Source organism: Marivita sp., from assembly GCF_051859345.1.
Lineage (GTDB): Bacteria > Pseudomonadota > Alphaproteobacteria > Rhodobacterales > Rhodobacteraceae > Marivita.
Window position 1 is genome coordinate 14,091 of sequence record NZ_JBHYFV010000016.1, and the last position, 16,253, is coordinate 30,343.

The 16,253-nt window shown below is 60.9% G+C and carries 13 protein-coding genes; 8 read left to right on the plus strand and 5 right to left on the minus strand.

Annotated features, from left to right (window positions below; all coding sequences use genetic code 11):
• Window positions 1-28: 28 nt before the first annotated feature.
• From choV to choX, 3 genes are read right to left on the minus strand one after another with little or no spacing between them, the layout of a single operon-like run.
• On the minus strand, window positions 29-1,078 hold the full coding sequence (choV, locus tag ACTIEN_RS11985; protein ID WP_439523375.1) for a choline ABC transporter ATP-binding protein: 1,050 nt from the start codon (window positions 1,076-1,078) through the stop codon (window positions 29-31).
• Window positions 1,075-1,911 (minus strand): choline ABC transporter permease subunit, encoded by an 837-nt coding sequence (choW, locus tag ACTIEN_RS11990; protein ID WP_439523376.1) that lies wholly within the window; start codon window positions 1,909-1,911, stop codon window positions 1,075-1,077. The genes choV and choW overlap by 4 nt, the downstream gene beginning before the upstream one ends.
• 54 nt (window positions 1,912-1,965) lie before the next feature.
• A complete protein-coding gene (gene choX, locus ACTIEN_RS11995) occupies window positions 1,966-2,883 on the minus strand; it encodes a choline ABC transporter substrate-binding protein (protein WP_439523377.1) in 918 nt (305 codons plus the stop codon).
• Window positions 2,884-3,002: 119 nt separating this feature from the next.
• Here choX and betI point away from each other — a divergent pair, with 119 nt between their 5' ends.
• From betI to mnmH, 8 genes are all read left to right on the plus strand, one after another.
• Entirely contained in the window at window positions 3,003-3,584 is a 582-nt protein-coding gene (betI, locus tag ACTIEN_RS12000) for a choline-binding transcriptional repressor BetI (protein ID WP_439523378.1), read from the plus strand.
• Window positions 3,581-5,038 (plus strand): betaine-aldehyde dehydrogenase, encoded by a 1,458-nt coding sequence (betB, locus tag ACTIEN_RS12005; protein ID WP_439523379.1) that lies wholly within the window; start codon window positions 3,581-3,583, stop codon window positions 5,036-5,038. Before betI ends, betB begins: the two co-directional genes overlap by 4 nt.
• Window positions 5,039-5,047: 9 nt before the next feature.
• Entirely contained in the window at window positions 5,048-6,706 is a 1,659-nt protein-coding gene (gene betA / locus ACTIEN_RS12010; RefSeq protein WP_439523380.1) for a choline dehydrogenase, read from the plus strand.
• A gap of 165 nt (window positions 6,707-6,871) precedes the next feature.
• Complete coding sequence (locus ACTIEN_RS12015; protein WP_439523381.1) at window positions 6,872-7,495, plus strand: paraquat-inducible protein A; 624 nt, start codon at window positions 6,872-6,874, stop codon at window positions 7,493-7,495.
• The gene (locus ACTIEN_RS12020; RefSeq protein ID WP_439523382.1) at window positions 7,462-8,094 is read left to right on the plus strand and encodes a paraquat-inducible protein A; all 633 of its coding nucleotides are present in this window, start codon (window positions 7,462-7,464) and stop codon (window positions 8,092-8,094) included. The genes ACTIEN_RS12015 and ACTIEN_RS12020 overlap by 34 nt, the downstream gene beginning before the upstream one ends.
• On the plus strand, window positions 8,091-10,868 hold the full coding sequence (locus ACTIEN_RS12025) for an MlaD family protein (protein WP_439523383.1): 2,778 nt from the start codon (window positions 8,091-8,093) through the stop codon (window positions 10,866-10,868). Before ACTIEN_RS12020 ends, ACTIEN_RS12025 begins: the two co-directional genes overlap by 4 nt.
• A gap of 16 nt (window positions 10,869-10,884) precedes the next feature.
• Entirely contained in the window at window positions 10,885-11,457 is a 573-nt protein-coding gene (locus ACTIEN_RS12030) for a PqiC family protein (RefSeq protein ID WP_439523384.1), read from the plus strand.
• Between the two features lie 6 nt (window positions 11,458-11,463).
• A complete protein-coding gene (gene mnmH / locus ACTIEN_RS12035) occupies window positions 11,464-12,519 on the plus strand; it encodes a tRNA 2-selenouridine(34) synthase MnmH (protein WP_439523385.1) in 1,056 nt (351 codons plus the stop codon).
• Here the strand turns inward: mnmH and selD are convergent.
• A complete protein-coding gene (gene selD / locus ACTIEN_RS12040) occupies window positions 12,501-14,669 on the minus strand; it encodes a selenide, water dikinase SelD (protein ID WP_439523386.1) in 2,169 nt (722 codons plus the stop codon). The two genes, mnmH and selD, sit on opposite strands and share 19 nt — an antisense overlap.
• Before the next feature lie 69 nt (window positions 14,670-14,738).
• Window positions 14,739-16,145 carry a helix-turn-helix domain-containing protein gene (locus ACTIEN_RS12045; protein ID WP_439523387.1) on the minus strand — a complete coding sequence of 469 codons (1,407 nt, stop codon included), beginning with the start codon at window positions 16,143-16,145 and terminating at the stop codon, window positions 14,739-14,741.
• Window positions 16,146-16,253: the final 108 nt, after the last annotated feature.

The following is a 16,253-nucleotide window of genomic DNA, read 5'->3' on the forward strand; positions in this document are numbered from 1 at the left end:
AAAATGTACGCGGCGTGCAACTTTTTGGTCAAGCAGTCCCGTTGCCCGCGCCGGTCGGGTTGGCGAGGTAGCGCAGGACGTCGTCGCGGTCGATCACGCCGATTGGCTGGTCCTTGTCCATCACGCAAAGAGTGCCGCCCCCGGACACCAAAGTGGTCATGACCTCTTGCACCCGCATATCCGCATCGACGCTGGGCGCACCATCCGTCGCGGGTGCCTGACGCATGATATCGCGCGCGCGCAGCACGCCAAGCGGGTTCATATGCTGCACGAAATCCGCGACGTAATCGTTCGACGGATTGCGGAAAATCTCTTGCGGGGTGCCACATTGCACAATCCGCCCACCTTCCATGATGGCGATGCGATTGCCGATCTTGAACGCCTCGTCCAGATCGTGGCTGACAAAGATGATGGTGCATTTGAACCGTTCCTGAAGCTCGAGCAGTTCATCCTGCAACTTGGTGCGGATCAGGGGGTCCAGCGCCGAATACGGTTCGTCCATCAGCAGGATCGGTGCGTCGGTGGCAAAGGCGCGGGCCAAACCGACGCGTTGCTGCATTCCGCCGGACAATTCGCCGACCTTGCGATCAGCCCAGTCGGTCAGGCCCACAAGCGCCAGTTGTTCCTCGACGCGGTCATTGCGATCGGCCTTGGACTGACCGCCAAGTTCCAAACCCAGCCCGACATTGTCCCGCACGGACCGCCAGGGCAACAGGCCGAATTGCTGAAATACCATCGACACATTGCGCAATCGCATCTTGCGCAGGGTGTCCACACCGGCGTTGGTCACATCGACCATCTTCGTTCCGTCATGCACCCGCACACAGCCCCGCACCACCGGGTTGAGCCCGTTCACCGCCCGCAAAAGCGTCGATTTGCCCGACCCGGACAACCCCATGAGTACAAGGATTTCGCCCTCGGAAACCGTCAGCGAACAGTCATGTACCCCCAGAACCTGCCCGGTATCGCGCTGGATCTGTCCCCGATCCTGACCTGCGTCCATCAGCGGCAGCGCTGCCTTGGGTTTGTCCCCGAACACGATGGAGACATTGTCGAATTCGACGCGGGTCTCGCTCATTTGTCGCGCTCCATCCGCAGCATCCGGTCAAGGATGATCGCGACCACCACGATCACAAAGCCGCTTTCGAAACCCCGCGCAGTGTTCACCTGATTGAGCGCGCGCACCACCGGAACACCCAGCCCGTCGGCCCCGACCAGCGCCGCGATCACCACCATCGACAGCGACAGCATGATGGTCTGGTTCAGCCCGGTCATGATCTGCGGCAGCGCCGAGGGCAGTTCGACTTTCCACAGCAATTGCGATTTCGTCGCCCCGAACGCCTCCGCTGCCTCGATCAGAGGTGTTGGCGTGGAACTGACCCCAAGATGCGTCAACCGGATCGGCGCAGGCAGCACAAAGATCACAGTGGCAATCAGGCCCGGCACCATGCCGATGCCGAAAAACACAATCGCCGGAATAAGGTATACGAAGGTCGGCAAGGTCTGCATGAGGTCCAGAACCGGCCGCATCCATGCATACAACTTGGGCCGATGTGCCACCGCGATGCCAATGGGCACGCCAACGCCCATACAAACGACGCAAGCCGACAGGACCAATGTCAGGCTCTCGGTCGTTTCTTCCCAATAGCCCTGATTGATGATGAACAGAAACCCAAGCGCGACAAACAGCGCGACCTTCCAACTGCGTTGCAGGGAATAGGTCAGCGCCACGAACAGCCCGACGATCACCAGCGGATGTGGCGTTTGCAACAGCCAGAGAAAGCCGTCGATCATGCCTTCGAGCGCATCCGACAGCGCGTCGAAAAAGAAAGACCCGTTGCTTTCAAGCCAGTCAAAGGCTGTCCCGGCGATTTCCCCAACCGGGATCTTGTTCTCTGTCAGCCAGTCCATGCGGTGTCCCCGAGACGCATAAGGAAAGGGCGACCCATGGCCGCCCTGATCCGGTTACTGAAGCGCGGTTTTCACCGCGGCAACGGCATCGCCGCCATCTTTGGTGGTGACGCCATCCAGCCAGCTCATATAGGCATCCGGGTTCGCCTGAAGCCAAGCGGTCGCCGCATCACGCGCTTCTTCGCCATCATTCAGGATCGCGCCCATGATCTCGTTTTCCATGGCCAGCGTGAATTCGAGATTGTTGAGCAAGGCACCTAAGTTCGGGCAGGCATCGACAAATCCAGCCGCCGTGTTGGTGTAAACGGTCGCGCCGCCAAGGTTCGGACCAAACCAGTCGTCACCGCCCTCGAGATAGGTCATGTCGAAATTCGCGTTCATCGGGTGCGGTTCCCAGCCCAGGAACACAACGGGTTCGCCCCGATCATCGGCGCGGGCGACCTGCGCCAGCATCCCCTGTTCCGAACTTTCGACCACATCGAAGCCTTCAAGCTCGAACGCATTGGCAGCGATCATGTCCATGATCAACCGGTTGCCGTCATTGCCCGGCTCGATCCCGTAAATCTCTGCATCCAGCGCGTTGCTCTGCGCGGCAATGGCGTCAAAGCTGGTGATTCCCAGATCGGCCCCGGCCTTGTTGGTGGCTAGTGTGTATTTCGCGCCTTCGAGGTTGGCGCGCACCGTGTCGACGGTCCCGGCCTCGCGATAAGGCGCGATATCGGCCTCCATCGTGGGCATCCAGTTGCCAAGGAACACGTCCACATCGCCTTCGGCCAGCGCCGTATAGGTCACCGGCACCGACAGCACCTTGATGTCGGTCTCATACCCCAGCGCATCAAGAACCACCGTCGTGGCCGCCGTGGTCGCGGTGATGTCGGTCCAGCCCACATCGGAAAAGACAACCGTATCGCAATCGGCAGCGGCGGCGCCTGCGGCACAGATCGCAAGGATGGAAAGTGAGGATTTCAGCATTGATTTGGGTCTCCCTGAAAGAGGTCAGTTTTTTGTTGATTGACGAGTCAATTAAAAACGCCATACGGTCCGGACGTCAAACCATTAATGAAACGGGGTCAAACGTGCCGAAGCTCGGGATGGAGCCTATACGCCGAGAGGCGCTGGTGAAAGCCACGATTGCCGAGATCGGGCAGGCGGGGTCACTTGATGTGACCGTGGCGCAGATCGCGCGGCGTGCGGGCATGTCCTCGGCGCTGGCGCATCACTATTTTGGTGGCAAGAATCAGATCTTTCTCGCCGCCATGCGCCACACGCTCAGTTTGTACGGCGCTGAAGTACGGGGCGCTTTGGTCATGGCGCACGGGCCGCGTGCCCGTGCCGAGGCGATTGTGCGCGCCGGGTTCACCAGCTCGAACTTCCGGCGCGAAGTTGTTGCTGCGTGGCTGAATTTCTACGTCCTGGCGCAATCCGACGATCAGGCGCGCCGCCTTTTGGCGGTCTATCAGCGCCGGTTGCATTCGAATCTGGTCCATAATCTGCGCCCCCTGATCGGCCCCCGCGCTGGCGAAGTGGCGTTGCGCATCGCGGGCCTGATCGATGGGCTTTACCTGCGCGAAGCGCTTCGCAAAGACGCGCCTTCGGGGGATGAGGCAACACGACAGGTGCTGACCTTGCTTGACCAGGAAATCAAACACGCGGACAGGGACACCCTTGCATGAGCTATGACACGCAGCCCAAAGCCAGCCATTTCATCGACGGTGCGTATGTCGAAGACACGACCGGCGTACCGATTCCCGTGATCTATCCTGCCACGGGAGAGCAGATCGCGACAGTTTATGCTGCCACCCCCGCCATCATTGATCAGGCTTTGTCTGCCGCGCATCGGGCGCAAAAGGAATGGGCCGCGATGTCGGGCACCGCGCGGGGTCGGATCCTGCGCCGCGCAGCCGACATGATGCGCAACCGCAATCATGACCTGTCAGTGTTGGAAACCCATGACACCGGCAAGCCCTACCAGGAAACCATCGCCGTGGATGCCACCAGCGGTGCGGACGCGCTTGAATATTTCGGTGGCCTGGCGGGCAGCCTGACCGGCGAACATATCCAGCTGGGCGAGGATTGGGTCTATACCCGCCGCGAACCGCTGGGAGTGTGCGTGGGCATCGGCGCGTGGAATTACCCGACCCAGATTGCCTGCTGGAAAGGCGCACCTGCGCTTGCCTGTGGCAATTCCATGGTTTTCAAACCCTCCGAGACAACACCGCTGTGCGCTTTGAAAGTTGCCGAAATCCTGCACGAAGCGGGTCTGCCTGCCGGAATTTACAACGTGATTCAGGGGCTTGGCGAGGTTGGCGCGTCGCTGATCACTGATCCGCGTGTGGCAAAGGTGTCGCTGACTGGTTCTGTACCAACTGGTAAAAAAGTCTACGCGGCGGCGGCGGCGCAGATGAAACATGTCACAATGGAGCTTGGCGGAAAGTCCCCCTTGCTGATCTTCGATGATGCCGATCTGGAAAACGCGGTGGGCGGGGCGATTCTGGGTAACTTCTACTCCTCTGGTCAGGTGTGTTCGAACGGGACACGGGTATTTGTCCAGAAAGGGATTAAGGAAGCGTTTCTAAAACGCCTGACGGAACGCCTTTCGAATGCCGTGATCGGTGATCCGTTGGATGAAGCGACCAATTTCGGCCCGATGGTTTCCGAGAAACAGATGAAAATCGTTCTCGATTATATCGAAAAAGGCGAAAATGAAGGCGCGCGTCTGGTCTCTGGCGGCAAACGTCTTGATCGCGATGGTTTCTACTTGGAACCCACTGTCTTCGCGGACGTAACCGACAACATGATCATCGCGCGGGAAGAGATCTTTGGCCCGGTCATGGCAGTGCTTGATTTCGAATCTGAAGAAGAGGCGATAACCCGCGCCAATGACACGGAATTCGGATTGTCCGCCGGAGTCTTTACCCGCGACCTGTCGCGGGCACACCGGGTCATTGCGCAGCTTGAGGCCGGGTCGTGTTATATCAATTCGTACAACGACGCCCCGGTCGAAGCGCCGTTTGGCGGCACGAAAATGTCCGGTGTCGGGCGCGAGAACTCCAAGGCCGCGATCAACCATTACAGCGAAGTGAAATCCGTCTACGTCCGCATGGGTGACGTCGAGGCGCCGTACTAAGGCACTGATATGAATGCTGATTACGTCATAGTCGGCGCAGGCTCTGCGGGCTGCGCGATGGCATATCGTTTGTCCGATGCCGGGCGGTCGGTGATCGTCATAGAGCATGGCGGATCGGATGCAGGGCCGTTCATCCAGATGCCCGGAGCGCTCAGCTATCCGATGAACATGAAGCGGTATGACTGGGGGTTTCAGTCCGAACCGGAACCGTATCTGAACAACCGACGCCTGGCCTGCCCGCGCGGCAAGGTGATCGGGGGGTCGTCCTCGATCAACGGCATGATTTATGTGCGCGGCCACGCCAAGGATTTTGACCATTGGCGCGATCAGGGCGCTGCGGGCTGGGGATATGCGGATGTCTTGCCCTATTTCCAGAGGCTTGAGAACTGGCATTCAGGTGGTCACGGGGGTGATCCTGACTGGCGTGGCACGGACGGACCGCTGCATGTCACACGCGGTGCGCGGGACAATCCCCTGACGCGGGCTTTCGTCGATGCGGGCGCGCAGGCGGGCTATGGCGTCACCGGGGATTACAACGGCCATCGCCAAGAAGGGGTTGGTCCGTTCGACATGACGGTCTGGCAGGGTGAACGCTGGTCGGCGGCCAAAGCCTATCTGCGGCCGGCGCTCAAACGCGAAAACTGCAACCTTGTCAGAGGCTTGGCGCGGCGGGTTGTGATCGAGGACGGGCAGGCCAAGGGTGTCGAGATCGAACAAGGCGGGCAGATCAAGGTGATCGGCGCCAATGTTGAAGTGATCCTTGCAGCGTCGGCCATCAACTCTCCGAAATTGCTGATGCTTTCAGGGATCGGACCGGGACAGCATCTTAGGGAACACGGCATTGACGTGGTCGCGGATCGCCCCGGTGTGGGGCAGAATTTGCAGGACCACCTTGAGGTCTATGTGCAGGCGGCGGCAAGCCAGCCGGTGAGCCTGTTCAAGTATTGGAACTTGCTTGGAAAGGCCTATGTCGGGGCGCGATGGTTGCTTGCCAAAACTGGACCCGGTGCCTCTAACCAGTTTGAAAGTGCTGGATTTATTCGCTCTCGCGCCGGGATTGACTATCCTGATCTTCAGATCCATTTCCTGCCCATCGCGGTGCGATACGACGGGCAGACAGCGGCCGAGGGGCATGGGTTCCAGGCGCATGTGGGGCCGATGCGGTCGCCGTCGCGGGGGGAGATCACGTTGCGGTCAGGTGATCCTAAAGACGACCCCAGGATTTTCTTTAACTACATGAGTCATAAGGAAGATTGGGCCGATTTCCGCCAAGGTATACGTTTGGTGCGCAACATCTTCGAGCAGGACGCGTTCAAGCCCTATTACAAGCACGAGATCCAACCCGGAGATTCGGCGCAAAGTGATGAAAGCATTGATGATTTCATCCGCGACCATGCCGAAAGCGCCTATCATCCCTGTGGCACTTGCAAGATGGGATCGCGCGACGACCCGATGGCGGTTGTGGACCCGGAAACGCGGGTGATTGGTGTGGAAAATCTGAGGGTTGCGGACAGTTCGATCTTTCCGCGCATCACCAATGGGAACCTGAATGCGCCCTCTATTCTGGTGGGGGAAAAGGCGTCGGACCACATTCTGGAGAAGACAGCCTTGCCACTGGACAATCGCGAACCTTGGGTTCATCCGAATTGGGCGGTGCAACAGCGGTAATCCGTACGCTTGGTACGCCAGAACCGTACAAGGTTTTTGCACGGTTTCCACTTTGCGCGGCCGGGCACCCTTATGAGCGTTCAAACAGTTGAAACAAAAAGCCCAAGCTACAGGTTACCTGCGAACTGCCTGTAACCTCACCGACAGATCGCGTAACACTCTCCTATGACCGAGTCGCTCTCCGACATGATTGCCTGCCCCAAGTGCGACGCGCTTCATCGTGTGCCGCAAATCGAGACGGGCGCGCAGGCGAAATGTGTGCGCTGCGGGACAGTGCTGATGGCGCCGCGGGAAAGAGCCATGACGCGGATCGTGATGTTGTCGGTGACGGCGTTGATCCTGATGGTGGCGGCGGTGTTCTTTCCGTTTCTCGAACTGAGCACGCATGGGCTTGGGCGCAAAAGCTCGGTCTTTGATGCGATTCTGGCGTTTTCGGACGGGTTGATGTTGCCGCTGTCTTTTGCCGTGGCGGCGTTGATCGTGGTGTTGCCGGTCACGCGGTTCATTGCGCTGATCTATGTGTTTGCACCGATGGCGCTGGGCTGGGCGCCGGCGCGGCAGGCGAAGGCCGCGTTCAAACTGGCCGAAGCGATCCGGCCCTGGGCGATGGCAGAGGTGTTCATCATTGGCGTGGCGGTGGCGCTGGTCAAGGTGGCTGGGCTGGCGCAGGTGACGTTGGGACCGGCATTCTGGGCGTTCGTGGGATTGGTTATCATCACGGTTCTAAAAGATAATTTCATGTGTCGGGTAACGGTATGGCAAACGCTGAACGCGCGCAGCCCGTCCTGACCGCGCGCGCCGCTGGTCTGGTGGGATGTGCCGAATGCGGGCATGTCTTTGCGCGGGGCACAGAGACTTGCTCTGTCTGTGGGACCCATCTTGTCAGCCGGGACATGGCCAGCCTGCAGCGGGTGTGGGCGTGGCTGTTCGCCGGAATGGTGATCTACATCCCCGCCAACGTGTACCCGATGCTGCGTACCTCGACCCTTGGTCACACGCAGGAAAGCACCATTGTCGGGGGTGTGTTCGACCTGATCGACCATGGCTCTATCGGTGTTGCGCTGATCGTTTTTGTCGCCTCGGTGATCATCCCGGTCAGCAAGTTTATCGCGATTGCTTACCTCGCCTTGCGAGTGAAACGTGGAAAGCCGGGCACATCGACCCATTTCCATCTTTATGAGTTTGTCGAATTCATCGGACGCTGGTCAATGATCGACGTGTTTGTCGTGGCAATTCTGTCGGCGTTGGTACAATTGAATTTTGTGGCGACTATCAATCCCGGGATTGCGGCTGTCAGCTTTGCGCTGTCGGTTGCATTCACCATGGTTTCCGCCAATAGCTTCGACCCCAGGCTGATCTGGGATGCCCCTGGAGGAAAACCGGTTTGAGCGATCCTACCCCTGCTGACATGAACGTTGACCCGCCGAAAAAGTCGTTTCTGCGGAACCTGTCCTTTGTCTGGCTGGTGCCGCTGCTGGCGTTGGGCGTGTCGCTTGGCATTGCGTGGCAAAGTTTTGCGGATCGTGGCGAACTGATCGAAGTGGCGTTCGAGAATGCATCGGGGGTCACCGCAGGGGAAACCACATTGCGGTATCGCGAGGTGGTGGTGGGCACCGTGGAAGACGTGCGCTTTTCCAGCGATCTGGACAGGGTGCTGGTGTATGTGCGGATCGACAACGATGTCGCACCATTCATCGACGACGAGGCGGCGTTCTGGGTTGTGCGGCCCGAAGTGTCGGCGCGCGGGATCAGCGGTCTGTCGACCGTGTTGTCGGGCGTCTATATCGAAGGGGCGTGGGACAACGTGCCGGGTGCTGTGATGCAGCAGTTTACCGGGTTGGACACACCTCCGTTGAACCAACCGGGGCGGCCGGGGCGGCGCATCACGCTGGCCACGGATGACGGAACGACCATTTCGAACGGATCGCCGGTGCTGTATCGTGGCGTCGAAGTGGGACGGCTTGAGACACCGCGCCTGTCTTCGGATGGGCGGACGGTTCTGGTGGACGCGTTCATCGACGCGCCGCATGACGCGCGGCTGACGCAGGCGACGCGGTTCTGGGACACGTCCGGATTCGAGCTGTCTTTTGGCACGTCGGGATTTTCGGTGGATTTCGACTCGCTTGCTTCGCTTGTCACCGGCGGTATCGAGTTCGACGATGTCTACGAGGACGGTGAACCGTTGCCGTCGAGCTATGTCTTCACGCTGTACGAGGCCGAGGAAGACGCCCGCCGCAATACGCTTGTGCGGGGACCATCGCAGGGGGTGCCGTTTGCAATCCAGTTTGCCGAGTCGGTGAACGGTCTGGAGGCCGGCGACGATGTGACCTATCAGGGCCTCGAAGTCGGTGTCGTGACCGAGTTGCGGTCTCGGGTGATCGAAACGCAGTTTGGGCCAGAGTTGTCCTTGTCGGTGAACGTGTCGATTGATCCACAGCGCATGGGGCTGCCAGCGGGGGCCACGCTCGAGGAAACGGTCGATTTCTTCAGCTTCGCGGTCGAGACCGGGATGCGCGCGCGGCTGGCGACGGAAAGTTTGCTCAGCAGCGATTTACGGATCGAACTGGTGGTTCTGGACGATGTGCCAACCGCCAGCCTGATCGAGACTGACGGCGAGGCGCCGCGCTTGCCGAGCATCGAATCCAATCTGTCGGATTTCACGGCCACTGCCGAAGGTGTGCTGGAACGGATCAACGCGCTGCCCATCGAAGAGGTGATGCAGCAGGCGATCAACCTGATGGAATCGTTCGAGGCGCTGGCACGCAACGAGGATCTCCAGCGGGTTCCGGGGTCTGCCGTGGCGCTGATCGACGACACCCGCGCACTGGTTGGCAGCGAGGCAATCCAGGCGATTCCGGCGCAGCTTCAGACGGCGGTGAATGATCTGACAGCGCTTGTGGCCGAGGTGCGTGAAGGCGGCGCTGTCGAGGCCCTGAACAGCGCGATGGCCAGCCTTGACGAGGCGATGGTCGGGATCAACGAAGCGTCGAAATCCGCGCCCGCCTTGACGCAGAATCTGACCCGCCTGACCGAGGAAGACATTCCGGCGGTGCTGGCCGAATTGCAGGGTGTGGCGCAGACGACGCAGGAATTGCAGCTTGATGAGCTGGTCGCGAGCGCGACGCAGACGCTCAATACGATCGACGCGTTGATCGCGCAGGAGGCTGTGCAAGGGATTCCAACGGCGGTGACAGCGGCGATTGCCGATGTCCGGCAGGTTGTGGCGGATGTGCAGGCCGAAGGCGCGGTTCAGGCGCTGGGCAGTTCGCTGCGCAGTCTTGACGAGGCGATGGTCGGGATCAACGAAGCGTCCAAATCCGCGCCTGCCTTGACCCAGAATCTGACCCGCCTGACCGAGGAAGACATTCCGGCGGTGCTGGCCGAATTGCAGGGTGTGGCGCAGACCGCGCAGGAACTGCAGCTTGATGAACTGGTCGCGAGCGCGTCGCAGACGCTCGATTCGATTGACACGTTGATTGCGCAGGAGGCGGTACAGGGTATCCCTGCGGCGGTGACGGCGGCGATTGCCGATGTCCGGCAGGTTGTGGCGGATGTGCAGGCTGAAGGCGCGGTTCAGGCGCTGGGCAGTTCGCTGCGCAATCTGGATCGGACAATGGCGGACATCAGCGTTGCGTCGCAGGATGCGCCCGCCGTGACCGCCAATCTGCGCCAGATCACCGAAACCGACATTCCCGAATTGCTGGCCGAGTTGGACGCTGTGGCGACCACGGCGAACGAGCTTGAGTTGCAGGCGCTGGTGGACAGCGCGACCGGGACGCTCAACCGGGTCGATGCACTGGTTGGCAGTGACGACACGATGGAATTGCCGGGCACGATCAACGATGCGCTGACCGAAATGCGGCTGGCCTTGGCCGAATTGCGCGAAGGCGGTGTGGTCGAGAACCTGAACGCCACATTGCAATCGGCGTCGGATGCCGCCGGATCGGTGGCAGAGTCGGTGGAAGATCTGCCGCAGTTGACCGCCCGTCTGGAACGGCTGGTGGCCGAAACCGAAACGGTTGTTCAATCTTATGGCGATCGGTCGGATTTCAACACGCAGACGCTTGGGGCGTTGCGCGAGGTACAGAATGCAGCCCGTGCAATTTCGGATCTGGCGCGCGAGATCGAACGAAGCCCGAATTCGCTGATTTTCGGGCGCTAATAAAGGGACGAGTGGTATGACGGAATTGAACTGGCGCAGCCTGACTTTGGTGATGGCATTGCCTTTGGCCGCGTGCAGCACGGGCGATACTGCCCGGTATCTGATCGACGCCCCCGCCGCCTCGGGCGCGGAAACGCGGGTGTCGGTGCGCAGCGTCGAATTGCGCGATGTGTCCTTGCCCAGCCATGCGTCCGGAACTTCGATCCTTGTGCGCGAAGCCGATGGCGCGTTGCGCCCGTTGGGGGATGCGGAATGGGCGGATGATCCGGAACGCGCGGTCACAGGATCGCTGGCGCAATTGCTGGACGAGCGCAGCACCGCAACCGTTTCGGCAGAGCCCTGGCCGCTGTTGGACGGACCGTCTGCGCGGCTGGATGTGCGGATCGACAAGATGCTGGCCAATGCGTCAGGTGTGTTTGAAATCACCGGTCAGGCGGCAGTGAGCGCCGTCGATGGCAGCCCGCGCGAACGGGTCGAGCGGTTTGCAATTGCGGTGCCGATCACCGAGACCTCGGCCTCTGCCGTGACCGAAGCGCAGGGTCGGGCGCTGGTCGCGCTCTCGGATGAATTGATCCGGCTCTTGCGCTAGGCTTTCATGACACTGATCCCAAATGCGCTGAGCGAGCTTCTCGATCATTCGTTCGACACGGTGATCGACGTGCGCAGCCCTGCGGAATACGCCGAAGATCACGTCCCCGGAGCCATCAACCTGCCCGTTCTCGACAACGAGGAACGCGCGCGGGTCGGCACGCTTTACAAACAGGTGAGCCCGTTTGATGCGCGCAAGATTGGGGCGGCTTTGGTGTTCCGCAACGCCGCCAACCATATCGAAACAGCACTGTCGCATCATGACGGGGCGTGGAAACCCCTTGTCTATTGCTGGCGTGGCGGGCAGCGGTCGGGATCGTTCGCGTGGCTGTTGTCGGAAATCGGCTGGCGATCGGATGTGATCAAGGGCGGGTACAAGACCTATCGGCGGCTCGTGGTGGACATGATCCACCGGCAGGCCTTGCCGCATCGGTTCGTGCAATTGGGCGGCTATACCGGCACGGCCAAGACGGAATTGCTGCCGTTGCTGGCAGCGCGCGGCGTTCAGGTGATTGATCTTGAGGGGCTGGCCAACCATCGTGGCTCGCTTTTGGGGGACATGGGGGAGCAGCCGTCGCAAAAGGCGTTCGAGGGTGCATTGGCCGGTCTGCTCTGCCGTCTGGACCCGTCGCGCCCCGTGGTGGTCGAGGCCGAAAGCAGCAAGATCGGCAACCTGTTGATCCCGCCCAGCCTTTGGGAGGGGATGAAGCAGGCTCCTTGGGTCGAAGTCTCGGCCCCGATCGCGGCGCGCACCGACTATCTTGTTCACGCCTATGATGACATTCTGTCCGACACGGATGCGTTGCAGACCAAACTTGCGCCGCTTCGCACACATCGGGGTGAAGCGCTGGTGTCACGGTGGCTTGGGCTAAGCGCGGCAGGGGACAAGCGGGCGCTGACGCAATCGCTGATGGAGGATCACTACGATCTGGCCTATGCCAAGTCGATGAAGGCGATGTCGCCCAACGTGATGGCGCGGATCGAAACGGACGGGTTGTCGCCTGCGCATCTTGACGATGTCGCGGGCCAGATCGCGGCGGTGCTTCAGGTGATGGAAACCTGACCGACCGGTCCGCCGTGCAAATCGCCGATCCGGGCCGTATCCGTGTACCCCGCCTTTTGCAGATCGTGGAGGATGTTGTCCGCCTGATCTGCGGGAACGGCAGCCAGAAGGCCGCCTCCGGTTTGCGGATCGAACAGCAGGCGGCTCTGCGGGTTGTCGGGGATGTTTGAAAATCCTGCTCGATTGTTCGTGTAAAGCGAAGAATGCTCACCGCGTTCCGACATATCAAGCGCGCCGGGCAGCAGCGGGATCGCATCCGGGGTCAGGCTGGCCGACAGACCGGACGCAATGCAGAGGTTCTGCGTATGGCCTGCCAGCCCGAAACCGGTCAGGTCGGTCATGGCCAGGGCCGACTTGCGCAGGATACAAGAGGCGCTGTTCTGGCCCTGCTGCATGGCGTCAAGCGCGCCTGCCACATCCGCACCGCGTGCCTTGCCCGACATTGCCGCAGCCATGATCACGCCAGTGCCGATGGGTTTGGTCAGGATCAGCACTGCGCCGTCCTGTGCGCCGCCAAGCGTAATGGGATTGGCGTCACACAACCCGGTAAGCGCGAGACCGATGGTCAGTTCATCGCCAAAGGTGCTGTGTCCACCAACAATCTCTGCCCCAGCCTCCTGCAGGATCACTTGGGCCGAGGTGAGAATCTCGGTCAGGGTGCGCTGGGCAAGGCCGTCCGACAGGCGCGGCAGGGTGATCGACAGGGTCGCTGCCTGCGGATCGGCCCCCATCGCCCAGATATCCCCCAGGGCGTGATGCGTGGCGATGCGGGCCATGACCGCTGGATCACCCCAGAAGCTGCGCAGGTGATCGGTGGTGAAGACCTGCCGCGCGCCGCCTGTTGTGAGCAGCGCTGCATCGTCGCCGGGCAACGGCGTGATGTCGGCGCGCTGCGTGGGTTTGAGCGTGGCAAGCGCGTTGGACAACGCGTCGCGTCCCAGTTTCGCGCCGCAGCCACCGCACATCGGTTTGGGGCCCATCGCCTGTTGCACTCCCTTGGCGCGGGGATAGGGCAAGGGGGGAGTGGGCATTTTTGGCAGGTGATCGAACTGGTCCATGAACTTGCGGTCAATGCGGTCTTTCCAATCCCAGACCCAAGGTCCAGTGAAGGTCAGGCCGAAGCGATCCCCGAGGGCGGATTTCTTTCCCAGCGAGATAAGTTTCAGGTAATCTTTTTGTGGAATGTAGGGTTTGAGCGGGCCACCAGAGAGGGAAGAGGCAAGGTTATGGAATAAAACCGGCGCCTGACGCACGGCATAGACGCCCGCCTTGGGACGCGGGGCGTGGGCCATGTGGGCGCAGTCACCAACGGCAAAGATGCGAGGGTCGCTGGTTTGCAGGTGATCGTCGACCGTGAGAAAGCCGTTTTGCGTGTCGAGGCCCGTGTCGATCATCCACGGATAGGGTCGTGCGCCTGCGGCGCCGGTGATGAAATCGGCCGCAATGGTCGCGCCATCTTGCAGGTGGATGGTGTTGGCGGACAGGTGTGTGATCGACGTCTGTTCGTGCAACGTGACGTTGTGCGCTGTCATCGCATCGCGCAGGCGGGCTGCGCTTTTTGCAGGCAGGGCCGACAGCGCGGTCGCGTTGTCGATCAGGTGGATCGTGGCGGGGCGTTTGCGCTTTTGCAGGGCGTGGGACATCGCCATCGCCAATTCCACCCCGGCGACGCCACCGCCGATGATCGCGACTGTGGCCGGGCTGGTGCCTTTACGGAACGCGTCCCATCTTGCGGCAAAGGCGCCAAGTGGTTTGGCGGGTATCGCGTGGTCGGAAAAACCGGACAGGGCGGGCATGTCGGAGGTGATGCCGACATCGACCGATACAACGTCGAACCCAACGGGCGGATGGGTGTCGATCTGGACCGTGCTGGTGGCAGGGTCGATGCCGGTGACCGATCCGAGGATGAGCCGCGCATTGGCGGCCTGCGCAAGTCGAACAAGGTCGATGTCAAGCTGATCTCGGGTGTAATGCCCTGCCACAAAGCCGGGGAGCATACCGGAATAAGGCGCTGTGGGACCGGGATTGATCAGTGTCAGGCGTGCGCCGGGCAAAGGCTTCATCGCCCATTTGCGCAGCACCAAGGCGTGGGTGTGGCCGCCGCCGATCAAAACAAGGTCCTGGGTCAGAGGCAGGGGCGGCTGGTGCATGGGGCTGGTCCTTTGGTGGTCGGACCGGGCTTTAGCATGGTCGTGCTGCTGCTCCCATGCGACCGGTGATCAACTTTCGTAACGTGTCTGTCCGCGCCGGTTGGCATCGACGGGAAGGGTCACATGCAGGGGTTGATGCGCACGCTGCGGGCAGGCGGTGCGGGGGCAGACATGGCAGCTTGTCCCGATCCGGGCAAAGAGCGTCCTGTCCTCCATATTGAAGCGCTGGGCATAGCCGACCTGGTGCGCCTGATCGGTGTCGCAGCCGATGGCGACGACAAGGCGGCGTTCCTGCAATCGCGCACCGACCACCGGGCGGTCCGACGTGCGCGACAGGGTAAAAAATCGTCCGCCATCGGGCATTTCGACAAATTGCGGCAGCAGTTGGCCGGGCACCTGAAACGCGCCGTGAATGTCCCAGACGGGGCAGGCGCCGCCTTCTTCGGCGAGTGTGATGGTTGTGGCGTTGAAGCGTTTGGACACGTTGCCGGCCCGGTCCACCCGCAGAAAGAAGAACGGGATGCCGCGCTGCCCGTCACGTTGCAGGGTGGTGAGCCGCTGGCAGACCATTTCGAAACTGACGCCAAAGCCCGAGATGATGCGGTCGATGTCATAGCGGGTCGCCTCGGCCAGCGTCAGGAATTCGGCATAGGGCATGAGCAGCGCGGCGGCGAAATAGTTGGTCAGTTCAACCGTGAGACGCGCGCGTCCCGCGTCTTGGGAGATCCCGCTGGCGGCGACGTAATCCTGAACGATCTGGCGCGCTTCGAGCAGGCCGACCACATGGGCAAGCTGGAACACGCGATTCGGGTGATCAAGCGCTTCGGACAGATGCACGATCCCATCGGTTTCGCGAAAAAGGCGCAACGCTCCAGGCATGTCGGACAGTTTCTGCACCGTCGATGTCACGCCATGGTCAAGACGCAGATGCCGTTTGAGCAGGGCATACATATCATCATGCGACCCGCCGAGGCGCGCGCGCAGATCCTCGGCCTGTCGTTCGAGCGGGTCAAAATGGTTCTCGTTGGCGCGAAACACGTCATGGATCGCGGTTTCCGGCGTCTTGAACCGCAATTCGCTGGCGGCGGTCTGGCCGGCCAGGCGGCGAAAATGATCGGCCATGGCGCGGTGGGTCTGATGCAGCACAAGGAACCGCTCGACCAGCGTCGGAGCGTGATCCAGCGCGCCGCGCAGTTCGGTCAGGTCAGGCGGTTCGTCAGAGAAAATCGGGTCGCGCACCGCCGCGCGCAGGTCTGCGAGTTTTGTCGTTTCGGAATTCGTAACAAGGCTGCGCATATCGACGCCATATGCTTCGGTCAGGGCGACAAGCACCTGCACCGACAGGCTGCGCTGGTTGTTTTCCAACAGGTTCACATAGGCCGCAGAGATGCCGAGCCGCTGGGCCATTTCGGCTTGCGTGTGCTTCATCTGGCGGCGCAATTGCCGCAATTGGGGGCCAACGAAGGTCTTGCTCATGTTTACAACATTACAAAAAATAGTTTTGTTGTGGCAAGAATTAACATCACGACCGCATTAAGCGTGAAATTATATTTCGTGACGGTATCTATCCAGTAAGTCCGAAGG